Raw genomic sequence first — 19,554 nt, 5'->3', positions numbered from 1 at the left:
TCCTATGGTATTCAGTATTATCCTTGGCTTTATGGTGGTATTTCTTTTGGCCTTAAAATTAGGGGGAAGAAAGAAAAAGAAGGTCACTAAGCTTTTAGCCACGCCTCCAAAATGGAAAGCGATCCTCACCGAGCATGTCCATTTTTACCGTAACCTCGATGCCCATCAGCAGCAGCAGTTCGAATCGAATGTACAGCACTTTTTAGCAGATACACCCGTTACGGGAGTTCAAACCACGGTGGACTTGGTAGACAGACTTTTAGTGGCCAGCAGTGCCGTTATTCCCTTGTTTGGCTTTCCAGCTTGGAACTACAAATACTTAGATGAAGTGCTGCTCTACCCGAGTTCTTTCGACCGAGATTATAATATCGGAAGCACAACCGAAATCATTACCGGAATGGTGGGCACAGGCGCCATGGAAGGCAAAATGATCCTCTCCAAACCTGCTTTGCATGCGGGTTTCGATATTACCAACGACAAGAAGAATGTAGGCATTCATGAGTTTGCGCATTTATTTGATAAGGAAAATGGGGAAGTAGACGGCATTCCTCCGGGCTTTGAAGATAAAATTTACGCCTTGCCTTGGTTGGACTTTGTGAAAAAGAAAACAGACGAAATATTGGCCAGCCACTCCGATATTGACGGTTATGGCAGCACCAACCGACAAGAGTTTTTTGCCGTGGCCAGTGAATACTTTTTTGAAAGACCCCATTTACTCAAAGAGAAGCATCCTCAATTGTATGAAACCCTCAGCAAAGTGTTTCACCAAGATTTAACCGCTGTCATTGACAAAGATTCTTACGCTAAACCCAAAGCCATTGGCCGCAACTCACCTTGTCCCTGCGGCAGCGGAAAGAAGTACAAGCATTGCTGCGGAAAGGAGTGAAGGGTTGAAATTTTCACTTAAAACTTTTTGTGTTGAATCCCTTTTACATGCTCTATTTCAATTACTTTCAGCATCTTTTACTTCTGTGCATTTATACCTTTACTTATCAATTCTTTCACCACTCCAAACATCATTGCGGAAAAGTCTTCTTTGAATTCATTGTTGTCTGAATACAGCTTATACAAATCAAAGTTGGTAGTGATGTGTTTTAGTAATTCTTCCCCAACTATTTTATCACTGGTAATTCTCGCATTCTGGTCATCTGAATGTTGAATTGAGCTTATTAATTCGTTGTTCTTAGCTACATCAGCTGCGATGTTTTCTGCCATTTGTCGCACCTTGTCTGCATCTTCAAATTCAGTTCCGTATCGGTCATTGAAGGTTTGAAGGATATTTGAAAGTCTGTCTATTTCAGGGTCATTTACTCCACCTCGCATTTCCGTTGGGATTGGTTTTAAATCTTCACCTTGCTCTAAAACCACATTTGTTGTTGATTCCAATTGGAGACGGTAACTGTCCATATCTATGTTATCCAAAACACCTTTTGCTAAATCCACCGAAGTATCGCCACCCAGCTTGTTTTGTAGGTGATTTAGAAAAATGTAAAGTCTTTCTAAATATGGGTTTTCAAATGGCACAATTTGCGAAAGGAAAATGTATAGCCGAACATAGGTTTTAACCTTTGCTCTAAAATCTGCTTGCTGTTCTTCTTCTAAATCATCTCTAAAAATTGCCGATGATTCATCCAAAGAAGCGTGCAATTGGTCAACTGGCACATTCGCCAATATCTTATTCGAGAATTCTTCTACTTGTTCACGAGAATACACTTGATAATTGTCCATTGCATCTTGTAAGTCAAACAATTTGTTTGGGTCAGTTGCTTCACCTAAAATGGTGCTTTCAAAATATGGCTTGAAAGCATTTTCTATGTCTTCGGCTGCATTTGCAAAGTCCAACACAAAAGTGTCCTTTTTCAGAGGGTGACTTCTGTTTAGTCGCGAAAGTGTTTGCACAGCGTTTACACCACCCAGTTTTTTATCTACATACATAGTATGCAAAAGCGGTTGATCAAACCCTGTTTGAAATTTATTGGCAACTAACAGAAATCTGTTTTCACTCTTTTCAAATTCTGAAGGAATTGAGCTACTCGAAAAGCCATTCAAACTAGATTCCGTTTCTCCATCTATTTCACCAGAGAATGCCACCACAGCTTTATAAGGGCTGTTTATGGATTTTAGATAAGCGTCAAAAGCCTTTTTATATTGCACTGCATTTTTTCGGCTACTGGTCACCATCATAGCTTTTGCTTTTCCACCCATTCGCTTTTTTTGAATCACGTTTTCCATAAAGTGGTCAACCATCAGTTTTGATTTTTTCTTAATGGCGTGTTCGTGACTTTCTACATAAGCTTTGAGTTTCTTTTGTGCTCTTTTCTTATCGTATTCTGGGTCGTCCTCTATCTTTTTAAGTAAAGCGTAAAAGCTTTGGTAGGTGGTGTAATTTTGAAGTACGTCTTTGATAAAGCCTTCTTCTATGGCTTGTTTCATTGAGTACAAGTGAAAGGCTCTAAACTTCGTTTTGTTGCCTTCTTGATAAGGAACTCCAAAGAGTTCTAATGTCTTGTTTTTTGGAGTTGCCGTGAAAGCGAAGTAGCTGGCATTAGGTAAGAGTTTTCTTGACTTAACCAATGTTCTGATTAAATCTTCCCCAGTCACCTCACTACTTTCATTTTCATCATAATCTTCCAAGTCAGCTTTTAATTCATCTTCATCATTCAATTTTGATAAAGATTCATTCAGCTTTCTTGCCATTTGACCGCTCAAACTGCTGTGTGCTTCATCAATAACAATAGCGAAATTGTTTCCTGGCAATTCTCCAATTTCCTCTACAATATGAGGGAACTTCTGAATTGTGGTGATGATAATTTTCTTGCCTTCTTCTAAAGCAGTTTTTAATTGTTTACTCCCTTCAGTAATCGCTTCAACTACACCGCCAACTTGTTGGAATTGCTTTATGTTTTCTCGGATTTGAGCATCCAATGCCCTTCTGTCAGTAACTACTATGGCTGTATCAAAAAGGTTGTTTGTTCCTGATTTATCATGCAATCCGATTAACTGATGAGCCAGCCATGCAATGGAGTTTGATTTGCCCGAGCCTGCTGAATGTTGAATCAAGTATTTCTGACCTGAACCTTGTTCTTGGGCATCAACCAGAATTTCTCTAACTGCTGATAATTGATGATAGCGTGGAAAGATGAGTTTCTTTTCTTTCTTCGTTCTCTTTTTGCCTTTATTGTCTGTGTATTCTTTCTCTTCCGTAATGAGCTGCGAGAAGTTCTGAATGATATCTGTGAGACTATGTTTGGTTAAAATTTCTTTCCAGAGATAATCGGTTTTGATTCCCGCGTTTGGTGGGTTTCCTGGTCCGTTGTTATTTCCTTTGTTGAAAGGTAAGAAGTATGAGTTTTCACCTTTTAACTGGGTGCACATCCAAACTTCTTCTGTATCTACTGCAAAGTTGACAACCAACCTGCCTAAGCGAAACAATTCTTCGTTTGGATCTCTGTCTTTTTTATACTGCCATATCGCATGTTGCACATTTTGCTTGGTCAGTTCATTTTTCAACTCAAAAGTAATAACAGGTAAACCATTGATGAAAACCACCATGTCCAACGAGTTATTATTCTTAGCGGAATAGTACACCTGACGAATGACCGAAAAGGTATTAGCTTGGTACAAAGCATTGGCACTTACGTTGTATGCTGAAACAGGTTTGTCATAAAACAAGCGAAGTTTGTTATCGGTAAAGCCATCTACTATTCCTTTTCGCAATACTTCAATGACACCTTTTGCTTGAATTTGGTCATTGATGCGTTTAATGATTTTCTGCTGATATAGCTCTTTATGATACCTCTTGAGTTTTTCTAGCGCCTTGGATTGGGTGGCTTCTAGAAACCGGAATAGCATTTCCTCATCTAAACAGGTCAGGTTGTTGTAGTCTTTGCTTTCTCTTTGGACATAGCTATTTACATCTACCAAATAATTGGTGATATGACTTTCTAATCCTTTTTCTGATGTATCTGTTGATTTAGTCATCAATTCTAGTTTTTTGTAGATATGACATAAGTAGTTGGATCATGTCGTTTCTATGATTTGCTGCTTTTTCATCACTCCAATTGTTGTTAGAATAGATTAAATCAGATTTAAGTGAGTCAAAACCACCTTTTTCTTTTTTGTTTTCAAATTTGGCTTTCTTCTCTTTAAAGGATAAATATCCATATTCGGAATTGATACTTCGAGTCACCAATACCAGATTTCCAAAATCATCTAACTGTTCAATGCACACTTTGTCTCTGTCGTCTTTTGGATTTTGTGGCCCGATATGCTCCACCGAATTTCTGGAGTTAAGTTTATAATCTTTCCATTCTTCAGCTTTATTCAATATGAACCTTTCGTGCCAAAGAACAAACTCTAATTTGTAAAACCAGTAATGGGGAAATCCTGTGCCTAATTTCTTATTTGTGTCAAATATTTTTAGACTATAACTGGAAGTTGGAAATTCTGCCATACACGCCCAAGTCCTTTCTGACAGAACTTCTTCATTTGTGTCTGAAGTCAGGAGCACATTATCTAGTTGCTTCAAAAATTGATAAGCCTCCTCGATTGGTGGATATTCTAGAACTTCAAGCAAATATGGAGTAAGCCAATACTGAGTTATGTTTTCTTGAGAATGATAAAGCATGCTTTGAAGAAGAGCCAATCCATTATATTCCTCTTTCTTTATCCTCCTGAAATAATATGTCCAACCACCTTTCTTTTGGTTCTGAATTTCCAAGTGTTTAATAACATGAGTCTCATCGGTTTTTGAGTCGTCTTCTTTCACCCATTTTATCACGTACTTATCAAATGCTTGCCGCACTTCCCAAAGTGTTTCAACAAAATCTTTACTGATATTTTCCTCAAAATTACTTTTTGAAATCAGCACCTCTTCAAAAATGGATAATAATTCCTTTTCGTTGATTCTCCTTATGTCGGGTAATTCATTGCGGAATTGATATATCCTCAGGGTGTGTAGTAACAATTGAGGAAAGGTTAGAATACTTCTTATACTCTCAAACTCATCATCGTTGGTGTTAGAAGCATAATATTTACTTATACTTTTTTCCTCAGTCGCTTTATCTTCTTTACTTCCTAAAATTTTAGTCAATTGAAAAGCTTGGCTATCATGCCTGCCTTGCTTTATCAGTTCGTCAAAAACGTCCTTTGGGTATAGAAAAAGGTCATGCTTTTTTTTGTGTTTAGCTAAGTTGACACCTACTTCTATATTTATGTTGCGTTCCACATATTCCCCCATGTTGCTACACGCATTCCAAAGCTTACCGAAGCGTATTCTCGCTTGTTTGTTGGAGATTTTACTGAGCAGCTTATTCTTTAATATTTCATGTTGACTGAGTTGTATACCTCTATTGTTTAACGTTTCAAATAACTTGTTAAGGTTGGTGTCCTTTGGGACTTCTGTCACAATAATGTATAGCTGCGTAAGTAGGTATTGAATAAATGCCTGCTTATCTTCTTCACTTCGTAACTTTTCAGATATAAGTGATCTGATAGCTTTAAGCGCTTTACTTACTTTGTATAGTTCATTCCCTACCTCATCTAAGCCCTGTTCTTGTCGATTTTTTTTCAACCGATCAAAATAAGCGTACACCTCTTTTCGAATGGCAAATTTCAATCTTAGTTCTTCTCCTATTTTGGTGAAAGCAGACAAATCTCCCTGTAGTTCATTGGCGATCAACCACAGTGTGGTAAATCTTTGCTGTCCATCCACCAAGTCAAAGCAGTTGTCGTGATATTGTGATTTGACTGTAATGACCGCACCTAAAAAATACATAGACTTGCCTGACGTACAAGCTGCATGTACATCTTCGAACAAAGTCTTTATTTGCTCATCACCCCAGACATATAATCGCTGATACCTTGGGATATTGTAGTAGTACCCATCATTGATAAACTCTTGCAGGTTGCGTTTTTCTGACTTTACTTGATCCATTGCAATCTGTTTATAATATCAACCTCACCTTCATAGCAACTCGTCACTCTTTTTATGTATTTATGTCTGATTGTATTGAGTTTGTCGATTTCAATTTTGGTGTATTTAATTTTGGTGCTAGGTTCATTAGAAATAAATTCAAATATTTCCTGTGGCAGATAAGCCTGGGTAATCACATCCAACAAATTGTTTTGGGCTTCTATCAAGCTATTCTTGACAGACTCTTTGCGGACATAGTATTTATCCAGCCTAATACTACCTATGAAGTAGTCAAAAAATTGGATGGCTTTGAATATCTCTTTGGCCTTGAATACATCATAGTATAGGATTAGACATAGCTGCATATAGGCGCATAAGAAAGGCGACATGGATTTACTATAGACGATATCATAGAAACCCCTTGACTTTACTAATTCAGTATCCTTAGCCCTTTCAGCAGACTTGTCCCCAAATAGTAATTGATGAATAGCGTAATACTTACTGGTGAATGCGAAGAAATGATATCCCTTGTGCAACGGTTGACGCATAGAGAAAGGTAGATCAGCCTTAGTGGCCATCTCCTGCTCATTGTCTTGCCACGCAATGTCACCATCTTCAATCTTGGCAGCTGTATAGCGCATATTGCTTTTGCTATGATACAACGGAAAGGAACCACCGTTGTCGGCCGCTAAAGTCTTTTTTTGAAAGGTTTGGAGCAATTCATCTTTACCCTCTGGCACCAAATGTTTCTGCCCTCTCCACATCCTGCCTTTGTATAGCATTTGATAAAAAAGGTAGGATAAACTCAAATGGGTATGATCCTCATCTTGAGCCAGTAGTGCGGCATGTTCCCACTCTGTAGCCAAGACATCTTGTTGATCTTCGGAGACTACAGATCGCAAATGGTATGCTTTGAGGTAGTCATCGGCACTAAGAGATACGCCACGATTATTTTGAGTATCAAAAAACGTAAATGCTAAGTCTTCTTCTAGGCATGTGATCACTGTGAAGCTGAGTCGCTTTAGCAAACCATGATCATTTGCCAATGCTAGTAAAGTGTATTTTCGAGAGGTGAAAAACGCTTTGATTTTCCTTATTGCATTATAGGAAGTGTGCCCATTGAACTGTAGATCTTGATGGTCTTGCAACGCCCCATCTAATACATACTGCAATACAATAAGCGTACTTAGTCGCTGCTGACCATCTATGACTTCAAGAACGTTTTTACTCTTGTTATGATAAAAGAGAATACTACCCATATAATAGGCGCTAGTAGTATCTGATTGCTCTGCGAAAAATTCCTCAAAATCCTGAATTAATTCTTCTGCTTTATCAACAGTCCATGTATATGGTCGCTGGTACTCAGGGATGATGATTTTTTTACCTTGGGCAAATAGTTCTTCGAAGGGTAGTGTGCTTACCTCTACCATCAGTCAATTTCTTCGGTTTGGTATTCAGCTTCATCCTCAGCAGCTAAACTCAATTCCTCTTCTAAATCTTCATAGGTTTCTTCGTCCAGTGTTTCGGGAATCTCAAAATCTCTCACATCTATTTTACCTGTAACCGCTTCTGCAATGAGAGCTGTTTTATATTCCTCAACAATTTTAATTTCATTTAAAACAGTTGCTTTTAACCGTTCTTCATTGTGATAAATTTTGGCTAACTCTTCTTGTAGCGCGATTGAAGGAATAGGTATTTTTTCTTTTACTAATCGCCTAGGATTTAAAGGTCTATTTCTACCTGCTGCACCTCTTGAATGTAAATCTAAAAGAAGAAAACCCTCCGATATTGTAAAGTATGAATAAAGGAATTCAGGTTTTATGATGTCTAAATCACATCCTAAAATTGGGTATCTATGGGAAGCAACACAATTCTCATCTGTTGAACTTGCTAAGGTAACTGCTCCTTCCCAAGCGAATTGACCACTTAATATTACATCTCCTTCTTTGATGTAATAAAATGTAGAATCTCCTAAATCCTTTCCAAAAGTTTGTTCTTTATGAAAAATACCTCGTCCACGATTATAAAGTCCTATTGGAGTGTAGGTTTCATTATCACTCCTTTCTATTTGCCTTTCTTCGAACTTTGTTACAGATGACAAGCGAAGTAATTGGACAGTATCTGATTTAATTATTTGGCTTGTAAATGATTTTCGTCTTTCTACATTAAGATTTAGAAGTACCCGCTTCTTGCGGATAAAGCGGTCTATTTTAGCGAGTTTGTAATTGAGGAAGGTGGCTATCTTAGTTTGTTCTTCTTTAGGTGGGATAGGGATAAGAAAATTCTTAAAATTCTCAGCTGGTAATCTCCATCTGCCAAGCATCGAGACTCCTTTGCCATATTTGAAGAAGATTCTATTTGTATAGCACAGTTGTAGGGTGTATAACAAATATTGGGATTCACATTCGGCATAAGTCATTTTAAAGACTCTATAGTCAGGGCTTATTACACCGTTAAACTTTGAAATATCAACATACCCCGTTAAGAGGTCCATGTGATTCATGGCAAAGTCTCCTTTGTCTACTTGCTGGTATTTAGAATAATCCATTGAAAGTTGACCAGCACCGCTTTCTGTATCTTTCACTTTAATTCCTGTTTGCGTAATGGATAAAACATCGTGTCCAAGTTCACCCACTATTCTTTTTGTAATTCCAAAAACATGCTTCAAGCGATAAATAGACCAATGTTCAGGGATTTTTAGAAACCAACTTTCTTCAGTGCTTTTGTAAGACGAATATTTAGTTAAATCACCCATTAATCGATTATCTCGTTAAGTAATCCTTCGGTTTCTTTCTCTAGTTGCAGGATATCATTTTCAATTTCAGACAAGTCTCTAATTGAAGTGTGTTGATAAAAGAATTTTGTAAAAGGAATCTCATATCCAACTTTTGCTCCTTTGGTTTCATACCAGGCAGCTGGTAAATATGGAGTAACTTCTTTGTCAAAGTAGGTTTGAATATCTTCTTTCATTGGGACATTCTCAGTGTCTTTTAAACTAGCGTCAGACTTTGAGTTTCCTTTTTTATCTCGTATGATATTGCCGTCTTCGTCTCTTTGTGGCTGAAAAACAGGGATCTGATAAAAACCAAAATCTTCATTGTCAAAGATTTTGCTGTTTTCATTTTCTTCAAAATTGAAGTACAGGTTTTGAATGTCTTGAATATGCGAATCCAGTAGCTCCACTTTCTTGTCTCCTAAACTTCTTCTCATCCTTTTGAAAAAGGAATCAGATGAAGCATTGATAAGCTGTACTTTTCCTTTGCGCTGTTCCTCTTTTACATTGCTAATAATCCAAATAAAAGTGGCTATCCCTGTATTGTAAAAGATGTCATTGGGTAATTGAATAATGCATTCTAATAAGTCATTTTCAAGTATATATTGTCTGATTCCACTTTCTCCACTTCCGGCATCACCAGTAAAAAGAGCAGAGCCATTTTGTACAGAAGCGATTCGACTGCCACCGTCTTTCGAGTCTTTCATTTTAGAAAGCATGTGAAGTATGAACATGAGTTGTCCGTCATTGCTTCGAGAAGTCAAACAAGTTTCTTCAAGTTCTCCTTTGAAGTTTTTAATAGGTAGATTAAAACGTCTATCAACGATGCTAATTTTCTTTTCTGTTCCAACATTCAACTTGCCAATGTCTTCTTTCCAACTTGTACCATAAGGCGGGTTGGTTAGCATGAAGTTGAACTTCAAGTCAGGCTCAAAACCGTATTCGCTTAATGTAGAACCAAACTTGATTTTGTCAGGGTCTTCGTTTTTGAGTAACATATCCGACTTGCATACGGCATACATTTCGCCCGTATTCTCTTGTCCATACAAATGGAAAGTGGCTTGTGATTTTACTTTGCCATCGGGATCAGTTGCAAACCTTTTAGATTGGGTAAGCATAGCACCCGAACCCGCACAGGGGTCATACACCAAATAAGTACCTTGTTGTATTTTGTCTTTTACAGGCAGGTACACCAAGTGTGTCATCAACTCAATGATTTCTCTTGGCGTAAAGTGTCGTCCTGCTGCAGCATTAGTTTTCTCGTTGAATCGTCTGATTAAGTCCTCAAACATATAACCCATTGCCATAGGCGAAATCTTGTCGGGGCCTAATTCGACTTTTGGGTTACAGAATTTTTCAATCAATGAAAAAGTGATGCCTGTATTTTCAAATGTTTCTAATTGGTTTCTGAACTTGAACTTGCTGATTATATCCTGCACATTTTCAGAAAATCCATTCAGATAGTCTAACAAGTTGGCGTCTATGTTTTTCGGATCAGCCAACAGCCTCTTCATGGTATAAGGTGAAGTATTGTAAAATGCCAATCCAGAACCATGGTCTTTGCTCGTTAACAATCCCGAAAGATTGTCAATCTTGCTTTTAAATTCATTGTGTGTGAGCAACACTTGATCTTTGGAAGGCTCTAAAGCCAAATCCAACCTTCTCAATACAGTCATAGGTAGTATTACATCCTGATACTGGTTTTCAAGGTATTTGTTAATTAATACATCATCTGCAACTGTCCAGATGAAGTTGATGATTGGCTGTAAGCTTTGAGTATCTAAATTCATTTTTTGTTTTTCTTCTTTATTCGTTTCTGTAGAGCGTTGTTATATATTCAAGCTTTTTTGGTTTTTCAGTGTTGGAAAAAATCGATAGCAAAAACCAAAAGTGCTAAAATGTGCTGTTGGATTTTCCTTCTTTCAAACGCCATACAACACTATGTATCAGTCACAAAAGTGACGTACAGCCGTGAATATATTCATTTTTATAATGTATAATGATGTTTAATATATAAACGTCACTTGTTAAGCGCACTGGAAAGGGAATGATTAAAATTCTTTTTTATGCCAGGGAGGGGAGTAGCGAGGCGCTACGCCTAAGATAATGAACTACTTTTCGGTTAAGTACCGAGCCGTTTTTATTTCCCAATCATGATCTCGTATTCTTTGGGTATTTCCACGCCATTAAAGCCATTGGTGAGTCCAAAAAGTAGTACTCCGGTTAGAATTATTCCCATCATTAAAATGCCATAGGATTGGTGAATGGGGGCAATGCCCAACAGTTTGCTTTTCATTTTTTTAGAATGAACGGCTGAAATATGTCCAAAAAACGAAATGATGGCCAGTCCATAATAGGGGATAAAAAACAAATTCAGCGGGAATGTATTGAGTCCGGCCACGCCAAAATAAAAGTTAGTGTCTAAGCCTAGCAGTTACGAACATTAGAAAGGGGAAATTAAAATTCAAGTTTTTTCAGGTGACGCATAACTTCTCTTTCTACTTTATCAAAGTCTGGTAAATCTTGAATCTGATCAGTCATGGATGCTTTCCAGCGGCCCTTATATTGAGGCAATCGCTGTGCAAGTTTGTTATGAAAATCTGTGGGGTCAATTGCCTTGCTTTCACATTTTGCCCGGAACTCTTCAGTGTAAAAATCAACATCCATTCCATGGATTTCTAACAAATACCAGATGTCATAGAAATCTCGTGCTTGCATTCGCTGCATTACTGTACGCAACTTTTCGACTAAGACTTCTTCAAGAGGGTAACAGAGCAATTGGTGTTCTTCCTGATCTGAATAATCTAAGAAAGTGCCTTGCATGACAGGCTTAAATTGTAATTGCTCACTTCTTGAAATATCAACTTTAACCCGCTTATTTGCACCTATTCCTCCAAGTGGGCCCACATAACTAATGTAGAAATTGATGCCACCTTGTCCGCCTGCTTGTTCGGTAGACAGGTCTGGCAGGTGGGCATCTTCATGTTTGTCCAGGTGACTTTCGGGGTCAATGATCTCAAGGGGAATATTGGCTTCTTCTCGGATGTATTCAAACACTTCAGTGAACCACTCAAAGATCTGTTCATTGGAAATATCATTATCGAGTAAGGTGAAATCAAGGTCTTCCGAAAATCGATAATCCTCAAAGTAGACTTTCTTCAATACTGTTCCGCCCTTAAAGACTATAGTTGTTGAAAGCTGCCCATGTTGAGCAATGCCTTGCAGTATCCAGGAAAGGATATAATCTTTCTCGATCTGCTGATCTCGCACACCAATTTCTCGGGCTTTGTTTTGTATTTCTCCCGGCTTAATCATGTGTAGATGGCAGATTTAATGGTTTCTGTTTCTAAATTCTGTTGAATGCTCCATCGGCTAATCATCTTGCCCGATTTTGGTAGTTCAGTATCTAGCAGGACGTAAGAAGCTGTTTTCGCTTTCTGTAATTTCTTGATGATGCCCGATTCTATTTCCAGTGTTTCAAGAAGGAATCCCAATCGTTTGATCACTGCTTGTGATTTAAAACGCTCAGTATATTCAAGTAGCTTGTCGAATTTTATTTTATCCTTTGAGGTATATATTGCTCTTGCAACTTCAACAATACCTCCTGCATAATCAGGTTTAAATAGACAATCGACAAATGTCTTTTCAAGATCGGAGCACTCCACTTTATTGAAACTATCAATCCATATTTTCTTGGCGCCAAAAAAGTGTTTTTCGTTGTGGTAAATGAATTGAAAAGTTGTGTTCTTAATCTTTAGGGTTGATGGTCGCATCTGCTTTGCAACTACTATTTGTTCCTTAAGTGATGGTTGAGTTATCAGGTTATGTATTTGTAAAGCAGAGTAGTAGCCGATGTAATGCTTAGTTCCTTTTGTTAAATGCGCTGCGATTAAATGCCAGTCAGGCATAAAAGTTTCCGCTTCTTGCTCATAAGGTATGATGTAGTACAATCCTTTTTTTAAGCGCATCAGAAGGCCTCTTTTGACCATGTCGCTAAGAAGTTCTTTTAAAGCACTCTCATTGGAGTTAGGCAAAGCTGTCATGGCCTCAGAATAATCAAAACAATCCTTGTTCATCTGATTGAAGAAAGTCAGAATCTCATTTGATTGTGTAGAAATGAATTTATGTTTCATAGTTTATAGGTCAGCTTTAACCTGACTACAATGATACAAAAAATAATTTTCATATTTATTATTCATAGTACTAAGGTCAGCTTTAACCTGACTATTATGATATAAAACATAATAAATGTATAGCGTAAGAAACTTGGCTCCTTTACAAAGCTCCACTGGTCGTAGCGTCTCGCTGCGACCTACTAAGACCTTCTACCTAAAATACAGCAAAACATTATATATCAATTAGTTGATAAATGTTAACTTGAGTTATGGGGAGAAAGTACGCCATTCGCAGTCAAGATGAGTTTTACTTTGTGACATTCACAGTGGTAAATTGGCTCGATGTCTTTATTAGGCAAGAGTATCGAAATATTCTAATTGATTCTATAAAGTATTGTCAGCAAGAGAAAGGGCTTTTGGTGGGCGCATGGTGCATTATGACCAGTCATGTTCACTTAATCTTGGGCGCAGAAGGAACTTTCAAACTGGAGGACATCATCAGAGATTTGAAAAGCTATACTTCCAGACATATTAGGAAGTACATGGAAAATAACCCTCAGGAGAGCAGAAGGGAATGGATGCTGGGAATGATGAAGAGGGCTGGGGAAAAGAAGCTAAATAATAAAGACTTTCAGTTTTGGCAACAGCATAATCACCCCATCGAGCTTTCTACCAAGGAAATAATGATTCAACGCCTTAATTATGTTCATTATAACCCAGTTGAAGCTGGGTTTGTAGATCAGCCGTCAGATTGGGTTTTTAGTAGTGCGAGGGATTATGAGGATCAAAAAGGTATTATTGAGATAAGCTTTTTGTATTAGAGAGTGTTGTAGGTGGTCGTAGCGAGACGCTACAACCAGAGTGAGACGCTACAACCAGTGTGAGTTTCTATGTTGGATAAGGTCGCAGCGAGACGCTACGACCAGTGGGGGAATATGCTGATTTAGCTTACCATTCAACAGGAGTGAATTGTGGTTATAAGTAAATTGTTGTTTCTTCTGCACAGACTTTAGAATCAACCATGAAAAAACTACTAAGCATCTCACTAATCCTGTGCCTTTTCGGCTGTTTTTCACCTCAAAATAAAACAGAGGAGGCCACTGAAAATGAATCACCCAAAGTAGCAACCGTAAAATGGCGTGTAATAGATGGAATTGATATTGAAGCTTTCAATGCAGATTTAGAACCCGGTAAACTCACAGTGGATTTGGGGGTATATTTTCCTTCCAACTTAGATACTGCCTTTAAGAAAGTAACGCTAGACAGACTGATGTACAGTGTTGAAGCGGCCAAAGAAATTTATGCGCCAACGGGGGTGCAAATCAACTTATTGTGGGTAAAAACTGGCGATATCGATCCGCGCTACCTTTCCGTGCAAGCGAACAAAACTCCGGGCATTCCAAAAACAGAGTATGCCAATACCTATCAGCATATGCAGCGTCACCCTGCTGAGCTTACCCCAGAAACAGAAATGGCCTTTCGTACTTTTATTGAACCCAACCCAGACAATCACCGAACGGTGTATATGACTGTTTTGCAGGAAGTTTTTTATCCCTTTTTAGATGTTTCTGAAGGAAGAAATTGGATGATCAAATCGGTGAGAACGGGTGGGCTTTCGTTTCCTCCATATTCCTATACTACTAGTATTCCAAAGGATTTACGGGGTATCATTACCATCACCAACTTAGAGCGTGAGGACAGGCTGAGAGGGACTGTAGCGCATGAAATAGGGCATAAGGTGATTAATGTAAGTCATGAGTACAAGGACATTAACCCAGAAAACGAAGTATTTGCCGAAGGTGGTTTGATGGTCTATGGTGATGGCGAAGAAATTCCTAGCGGTGCCGAAGGTCGCTGGCATTTAGAGCGCCTATTGCTTTCTCCATTTTTGTATACCCTTCAAGCCGATGGATCTAAAAAGTGGAATCCAGAATTCAAGGAAGGCGGCCATTATTATGACCCGATCTACGGAGAGAAAGTAGTCAATTTTGCTGGCACTTCACCGATTAAAGGGGATTGGTAATAGATTCTTTACATCTAATGTAACTGGTGCTTGCCTGCCTGCGGAAAGCAGGCCAGTGGCGAGTACCTATCTTGTTATCCGCTTGTAGCGCATTATTAAGAAAGGAAGACGAGTCCGCACTACAAGTACGAACTAGAGAAGCGGCAGCGGTTTCCATTTCTGCTGCCCTTGTTGGTGTTCTTCACCAACAAGCATCCAAAGTACAATTTCCTAGACTAGTCGCAGCGAGACGCTACGACTAGGATAGTTTTTTACTGAAACAGCGATTTCCATAACTCGAGAATAACCGTATTTGGTAACCAAGAAGTAATGTCTGTAAATGGATTTTTAGTTTCAGTATCAGCCGTTTTCCCAGTACCTACTTCTCCAAGGAAAGCCATTTCGCTTAAGGGTTTTAAGTTGCCGTTTTCATCAAGTCGAATAGGAATGATTTCGTCAAAGTATTTCAAGGTGAATACTTCTGATTTAGCGAACTCATGTCCCTGACCTGGCTCTTCTGCAAAAATCCATTTGGCGCCAAACCTGCGGTTGACAGAGTAAATGCCTTTAACAATATTGTTGCGATAGGGATTATCGATTTCGCCCGTGAGGAAAACGCCTGGCACTGCTCTTGTCGCTTCAGAAGCCAAGGCCGTGTAGTAAACGCCCCCTTTGTTCACGATAAACGTAATCACCCTTTCTGGCTTCCAACAAGCAAATTCATAGTTGAATTCGCCACCAGCAGACATGCCCCACAATGCAAATGGTACCGTATTCAGTTCAGGGTGACCGCTTTTTGTTGCCAATCGACTCAGTACATCTAGCATGGCCTGACCTGTTCCGTTTTTCACATCGGCATATTGCTCAATGGCCATATTCGGGCTGCGCTTGTCTTTAATGTCTGCCGCCAAGATGGCCATGTTGTGCTTCTTGGCCAAGGCTTGCCACTCTGGTTGGTTCACCATATCACGGCCATTGCCATTCGAGCCGGGAACCATCACGATTATTCCTCTTACTATTTGAATGTCCTTTCCAATCCATAAGCGAAAAGCTGCTTTTTGGAAATTGTTTCCATTCATTACACTGTCTTCAAGAATGGTTTGCGAAAATGCAACTAGTGGAAGCATGAACAGACTTAGCAGGGTGAGTAAGAGTTTCTTTTTCATGAGTTAATAATAAGCATGTTATTCGAATAAGTACAGACCGAAAACAATAATTACTCGGTTGCTGTTATTTCCGTAAATTGAGATATGTCTTTTATACTACTGCTTAAAAGTTACTTACTTACGGCCATCGTATTTTTCGCCATCGACTTGGTCTGGCTTGGGGTTGTGGCTAAAAATCTATACAATAAGCACTTGGGGGGCTTATTGGCGGATCAAGTGAATTGGACAGCCGCCATAATTTTCTACCTGCTGTTCATCGTAGGCATTTATATTTTCGCCATTGTTCCAGCCGTCAACAAAGAATCACTCAAATACGCCATTATGATGGGCGCACTTTTTGGGTTCTTTACTTACGCTACTTACGACCTTACCAATTTGGCTACATTGAAAGATTGGCCCATTAAAATCGTGTTCATCGATATTATTTGGGGCTCGGTACTCACTGCTGCTGTCAGTGCTTCGGGTTATGGCATTACGCGATGGTTGCAAGCGTGATAGACCTGCTTTCTAATATTTTCCTTTTAGCTTTTGGCTACGCAACCTTATGGTTTATCGTTTCCCTGATCCTAAAGCGCAACGACATTGCCGATGTGGCCTGGGGCTTGGGCTATGTGCTGCTCTGCGTTTATCTTTATTTCAATACTGAAAGAAGTGATTTAAGCACGTTGGTCTATGCCTTGGTTTGCATTTGGGGCGTTCGTTTGAGTGTTCATATCGGTTTACGAAACATGAAGAAGTCCGAAGATTTCCGCTATCTAAAATGGAGGGAAGAGTGGGGAAAGACTTTTTATTGGCGTTCATTTTTGCAAGTGTACTTGTTGCAGGTCGTTATTTTGTTGGTGATAAGCTCTCCCGTTACTTTGGTGGCCTACTTTGGAGGAGTGATAAGTTGGGTTACTTACATCGCCATTCCATTCTGGTTGATAGGTTTTTTTTTCAGGCCGTAGCCGACTACCAACTCAAGCAATTCAAGAAAAAAAGAAATAGTAAGGATGAAATCCTCCAAACGGGTTTATGGAAATACAGCCGTCACCCGAATTACTTTGGAGAAATCGTAATGTGGTGGTCTTTGGCGGTTATGGTATTGCCCATCAACTATGGTGGGCTGGCCTTTATCAGTCCTGTGTTTATTACTTTCCTATTGTTGAAGGTTTCTGGCGTGCCCATGCTAGAAAAACGTTACGAGGGGAACGAGGCGTTTGATGTTTACAAAACAAAAACTCCTGTGGTGTTTCCTAGATTTTTGTAGCCTTCAATCTCACTTTCTAACCACTCGGAAATATCAGTTTTTATCTGAGCGCACATAGCCTTATATTGTTTGATCAATTTAATGCTTAAGCTCATTTTTTATAAAAACTCAAACAATGATTAAACGCCTCTGTACCTTATTAATGCTCCTTGCTACCACGGTGGTGATGGCGCAGAACACACTTCCGCTTAGGAAGTCGGTGGAAACATCAAAGCGTGCTATCCGCATGGATGTACCGCTTCCAAACCCCATTATGAATGCTTTCGAGGCCAAAACTCGAGATTTTTCAGGAAAGCCAGGGCCAAACTACTGGCAGTTAGAAACTGATTATACGATCAAAGCCAGTTTAAACCCACAAACCCAAACCATTTGGGGAAGTGAAACAATCAAAATCCATAATAATGGGGATCAGCCGATGGACAGAATTGTATTGAGATTAGACCACAATATTTTCCGTGCTGATGTACCAAGAGGTTCTTCTGTTCCAGCCGAAACTACTGAGGGAATGGTCATTACACGTATGGTAGTGAATGGCGATGAAGTAGATTTGGGTGCTCGTTCTAGCTTTAGAAGAAGAGGTGGTGGGGAACCGAAATTACAAGCCACTGGCTTGCAACAAACCGTAGCCACAATTATGCTGGCCAAGCCAATTCCTGCGAAAAGCACAGGTACTTTAGAAATTGATTGGAATACAAAATTACCAGGTGGTGAAAACGGTAGAGGACATAGAATGACCCAGCGTTGGGGAAGTAATGTTTTTCAGCCTACACAGTGGTTCCCGCGTTTAGCCAAGTTTGATGAAATGCGTGGTTGGGAGACCAACGTATACCTAGGCCCAACTGAGTTCTTCAATAACTTCGGTCGTTTTGATGTAAGCATTGACGTGCCTGCAGGTTGGATCGTGAGTGGAACAGGCGTTTTGCAAAACCCTGAAGAAGTGCTTTCGGCACAAACCAGAGAGCGTTTAACAAAAGTGCTAGATTCTGATGATGAAATTGTAATTGTAGGTGAAGATGAAAGAGGGGCTGGAAAAGCAACTGCTGAAGGAGAAAGCTTAGTTTGGAGGTTTGTAGCCGATAAAGTGAATGATTTTGCTTGGGCAACTTCGCCAGACTTTATGTGGACAGCCACAAGAGCTACTATTCCTGAAAAAGGGCCAATTCCAATTCACATGGTATACTTGCCAGAAAGGGCAAGACTTTTCGCGAGGGCAGGAGAGATCACAAGACATGCGTTAGAGTTCTACTCTGATCTTTGGGCACCGTATCCTTTCCCTCAAATGACCATGCAAGATGGGCCAAGTGCTGGAATGGAATATCCGATGGTGGTTAACTCAAACCAAGGAGCTGCTGATCATGAAGTGGCCCACCAATGGTGGCCAATGATGGTAGGTACTAACGAAACGCGTTACGGATGGATGGACGAAGGTTTTAACACCTATATGAACATTCTTTCTGCTGCGGATAGTAGAGGCGAGCCAGCCAATTTGAATGGAAGAGGAGCGAGCTACGGCCGTAGAAGCGGAGATGACGATGAAGCCACAATGATGTGGTTATCGAATTACGCTGGAGACGGTTATGGCTACCAAACTTACAGTAAAGCACCTTTGATGCTGGCCATGTTAGGCGGCATTGTAGGAGATGAAGCTGTGATTAACGCCATGAAGAAGTACACCAAAACTTGGGCTTTCAAACACCCTTCGCCTTGGGATTATGTGTTCTTTATGAACAATGAATTAGATCAGAACCTTGAGTGGTTTTGGTACTATTGGTTATGGACTACCGAGTCGGTGGATGGTTCAATAAAAAGCGTGAACCCAGGATCTACAACGAAAGTGACAGTACACCAAGCAGGTCAAATGCCTTCACCAGTGGTGTTAAAAGTAGAATTTGAAACCAGTGGTGCAGCCATCAAGTCAATGAGCAATGCGGAAATGATTGATGCCAATACAGCGATTGTTACTTGGCCAGCCAGCGTTTGGTTCAATGGAGACCGTACTTTCAATGCTGAATTGAAATTTGGTGGAAGAAAAATCAAGAAAATTACATTAGATCCTGATGGTAGGTTCCCAGATAACAATGCTGCGGACAACGTTTGGGAGAATAAATAGTGCTTAGTATTTAGTGCTCAGTGCTCAGTGCACGGTAATTTGTAGATAGTAAAAGGCTTGCTAATTGATTTAGCGAGCCTTTTTTAAGACCTGTCAGGTTTCAAAAACCTGACAGGTCTTTTTGTTTCTATTATCTAGTTTACTGAAGTTCCTAGGCTTCGGAACTTACAGCATGACTTAGCTTAGAAGTATGTGCGACTAGTTCTGCTTGAGTAGTAAAGCCTG

Annotated in this window: 14 protein-coding genes and 1 pseudogene; 6 read left to right on the top strand and 9 right to left on the bottom strand. The window is 39.5% G+C overall.

Translation table 11 applies throughout. From position 1 onward, the window contains the following. Positions 1 to 4 precede the first annotated feature (4 nt). Positions 5 to 886 carry a zinc-dependent peptidase gene (locus AWN68_RS15790; RefSeq protein WP_068417821.1) on the top strand — a complete coding sequence of 294 codons (882 nt, stop codon included), beginning with the start codon at positions 5 to 7 and terminating at the stop codon, positions 884 to 886. 77 nt (positions 887 to 963) lie between these two features. On the opposite strand, the gene AWN68_RS15785 is transcribed toward AWN68_RS15790, so the two are convergent. The 8 genes from AWN68_RS15785 to AWN68_RS15750 form a co-directional block, all read right to left on the bottom strand. Further along, the gene (locus AWN68_RS15785; protein ID WP_068417819.1) at positions 964 to 3,981 is read right to left on the bottom strand and encodes a type I restriction endonuclease subunit R; all 3,018 of its coding nucleotides are present in this window, start codon (positions 3,979 to 3,981) and stop codon (positions 964 to 966) included. Then, on the bottom strand, positions 3,974 to 5,935 hold the full coding sequence (locus AWN68_RS15780) for a DUF262 domain-containing protein (RefSeq protein ID WP_068417817.1): 1,962 nt from the start codon (positions 5,933 to 5,935) through the stop codon (positions 3,974 to 3,976). Before AWN68_RS15780 ends, AWN68_RS15785 begins: the two co-directional genes overlap by 8 nt. Continuing rightward, complete coding sequence (locus AWN68_RS15775; RefSeq protein WP_068417814.1) at positions 5,923 to 7,344, bottom strand: DUF262 domain-containing protein; 1,422 nt, start codon at positions 7,342 to 7,344, stop codon at positions 5,923 to 5,925. Before AWN68_RS15775 ends, AWN68_RS15780 begins: the two co-directional genes overlap by 13 nt. After that, positions 7,344 to 8,669, bottom strand: a complete 1,326-nt coding sequence (locus AWN68_RS15770) for a restriction endonuclease subunit S (protein WP_068417811.1) — start codon at positions 8,667 to 8,669, stop codon at positions 7,344 to 7,346. Before AWN68_RS15770 ends, AWN68_RS15775 begins: the two co-directional genes overlap by 1 nt. Continuing rightward, positions 8,669 to 10,477, bottom strand: a complete 1,809-nt coding sequence (locus tag AWN68_RS15765) for a type I restriction-modification system subunit M (protein WP_068417808.1) — start codon at positions 10,475 to 10,477, stop codon at positions 8,669 to 8,671. The genes AWN68_RS15770 and AWN68_RS15765 overlap by 1 nt, the downstream gene beginning before the upstream one ends. 350 nt (positions 10,478 to 10,827) lie before the next feature. Continuing rightward, on the bottom strand, positions 10,828 to 10,983 hold the full coding sequence (locus tag AWN68_RS19035; RefSeq protein ID WP_157716280.1) for a hypothetical protein: 156 nt from the start codon (positions 10,981 to 10,983) through the stop codon (positions 10,828 to 10,830). Positions 10,984 to 11,144: 161 nt separating this feature from the next. Beyond that, a complete protein-coding gene (locus tag AWN68_RS15755) occupies positions 11,145 to 12,002 on the bottom strand; it encodes a nucleotidyl transferase AbiEii/AbiGii toxin family protein (protein ID WP_068417802.1) in 858 nt (285 codons plus the stop codon). After that, on the bottom strand, positions 11,999 to 12,820 hold the full coding sequence (locus tag AWN68_RS15750; protein ID WP_068417798.1) for a type IV toxin-antitoxin system AbiEi family antitoxin domain-containing protein: 822 nt from the start codon (positions 12,818 to 12,820) through the stop codon (positions 11,999 to 12,001). Before AWN68_RS15750 ends, AWN68_RS15755 begins: the two co-directional genes overlap by 4 nt. A 251-nt stretch (positions 12,821 to 13,071) precedes the next feature. Here AWN68_RS15750 and AWN68_RS15745 point away from each other — a divergent pair, with 251 nt between their 5' ends. After that, positions 13,072 to 13,623 (top strand): REP-associated tyrosine transposase, encoded by a 552-nt coding sequence (locus AWN68_RS15745; protein ID WP_068417795.1) that lies wholly within the window; start codon positions 13,072 to 13,074, stop codon positions 13,621 to 13,623. 200 nt (positions 13,624 to 13,823) lie between these two features. Next, a complete protein-coding gene (locus AWN68_RS15740) occupies positions 13,824 to 14,825 on the top strand; it encodes a hypothetical protein (RefSeq protein ID WP_068417791.1) in 1,002 nt (333 codons plus the stop codon). Positions 14,826 to 15,076: 251 nt separating this feature from the next. Here the strand turns inward: AWN68_RS15740 and AWN68_RS15735 are convergent, their stop codons facing one another. Then, positions 15,077 to 15,970 carry a hypothetical protein gene (locus AWN68_RS15735; RefSeq protein WP_068417787.1) on the bottom strand — a complete coding sequence of 298 codons (894 nt, stop codon included), beginning with the start codon at positions 15,968 to 15,970 and terminating at the stop codon, positions 15,077 to 15,079. Between the two features lie 84 nt (positions 15,971 to 16,054). Here AWN68_RS15735 and AWN68_RS15730 point away from each other — a divergent pair, with 84 nt between their 5' ends. The 3 genes and pseudogenes from AWN68_RS15730 to AWN68_RS15720 all read left to right on the top strand — a co-directional run bounded on the left by AWN68_RS15730 (position 16,055) and on the right by AWN68_RS15720 (position 19,329). Further along, entirely contained in the window at positions 16,055 to 16,465 is a 411-nt protein-coding gene (locus AWN68_RS15730) for a DUF2177 family protein (RefSeq protein ID WP_068417783.1), read from the top strand. Continuing rightward, a pseudogene (locus AWN68_RS19290) lies at positions 16,450 to 17,219 on the top strand (DUF1295 domain-containing protein). The gene AWN68_RS15730 and the pseudogene AWN68_RS19290 overlap by 16 nt, the downstream one beginning before the upstream one ends. Positions 17,220 to 17,334: 115 nt before the next feature. Beyond that, positions 17,335 to 19,329 carry a M1 family metallopeptidase gene (locus tag AWN68_RS15720; protein WP_068417779.1) on the top strand — a complete coding sequence of 665 codons (1,995 nt, stop codon included), beginning with the start codon at positions 17,335 to 17,337 and terminating at the stop codon, positions 19,327 to 19,329. The last annotated feature ends 225 nt before the right edge of the window (positions 19,330 to 19,554 follow it).

The sequence above is a fragment of the Roseivirga echinicomitans genome (genome assembly GCF_001592935.1).
In the GTDB taxonomy this organism is placed as follows: Bacteria; Bacteroidota; Bacteroidia; order Cytophagales; family Cyclobacteriaceae; genus Roseivirga; species Roseivirga echinicomitans.
This window is presented reverse-complemented; position numbering and strand designations above follow the sequence as displayed.

Bases quoted from the DNA above. Each gene is read 5' to 3' on its own strand.
- AWN68_RS15790 (WP_068417821.1), top strand. From the start codon at position 5: ATGGTATTCAGTATTATCCTTGGCTTTATGGTGGTATTTCTTTTGGCC.
- AWN68_RS15785 (WP_068417819.1), bottom strand. From the start codon at position 3,981: ATGACTAAATCAACAGATACATCAGAAAAAGGATTAGAAAGTCATATC.
- AWN68_RS15780 (WP_068417817.1), bottom strand. From the start codon at position 5,935: ATGGATCAAGTAAAGTCAGAAAAACGCAACCTGCAAGAGTTTATCAAT.
- AWN68_RS15775 (WP_068417814.1), bottom strand. From the start codon at position 7,344: ATGGTAGAGGTAAGCACACTACCCTTCGAAGAACTATTTGCCCAAGGT.
- AWN68_RS15770 (WP_068417811.1), bottom strand. From the start codon at position 8,669: ATGGGTGATTTAACTAAATATTCGTCTTACAAAAGCACTGAAGAAAGT.
- AWN68_RS15765 (WP_068417808.1), bottom strand. From the start codon at position 10,477: ATGAATTTAGATACTCAAAGCTTACAGCCAATCATCAACTTCATCTGG.
- AWN68_RS19035 (WP_157716280.1), bottom strand. From the start codon at position 10,983: ATGAAAAGCAAACTGTTGGGCATTGCCCCCATTCACCAATCCTATGGC.
- AWN68_RS15755 (WP_068417802.1), bottom strand. From the start codon at position 12,002: ATGATTAAGCCGGGAGAAATACAAAACAAAGCCCGAGAAATTGGTGTG.
- AWN68_RS15750 (WP_068417798.1), bottom strand. From the start codon at position 12,820: ATGAAACATAAATTCATTTCTACACAATCAAATGAGATTCTGACTTTC.
- AWN68_RS15745 (WP_068417795.1), top strand. From the start codon at position 13,072: ATGGGGAGAAAGTACGCCATTCGCAGTCAAGATGAGTTTTACTTTGTG.
- AWN68_RS15740 (WP_068417791.1), top strand. From the start codon at position 13,824: ATGAAAAAACTACTAAGCATCTCACTAATCCTGTGCCTTTTCGGCTGT.
- AWN68_RS15735 (WP_068417787.1), bottom strand. From the start codon at position 15,970: ATGAAAAAGAAACTCTTACTCACCCTGCTAAGTCTGTTCATGCTTCCA.
- AWN68_RS15730 (WP_068417783.1), top strand. From the start codon at position 16,055: ATGTCTTTTATACTACTGCTTAAAAGTTACTTACTTACGGCCATCGTA.
- AWN68_RS15720 (WP_068417779.1), top strand. From the start codon at position 17,335: ATGATTAAACGCCTCTGTACCTTATTAATGCTCCTTGCTACCACGGTG.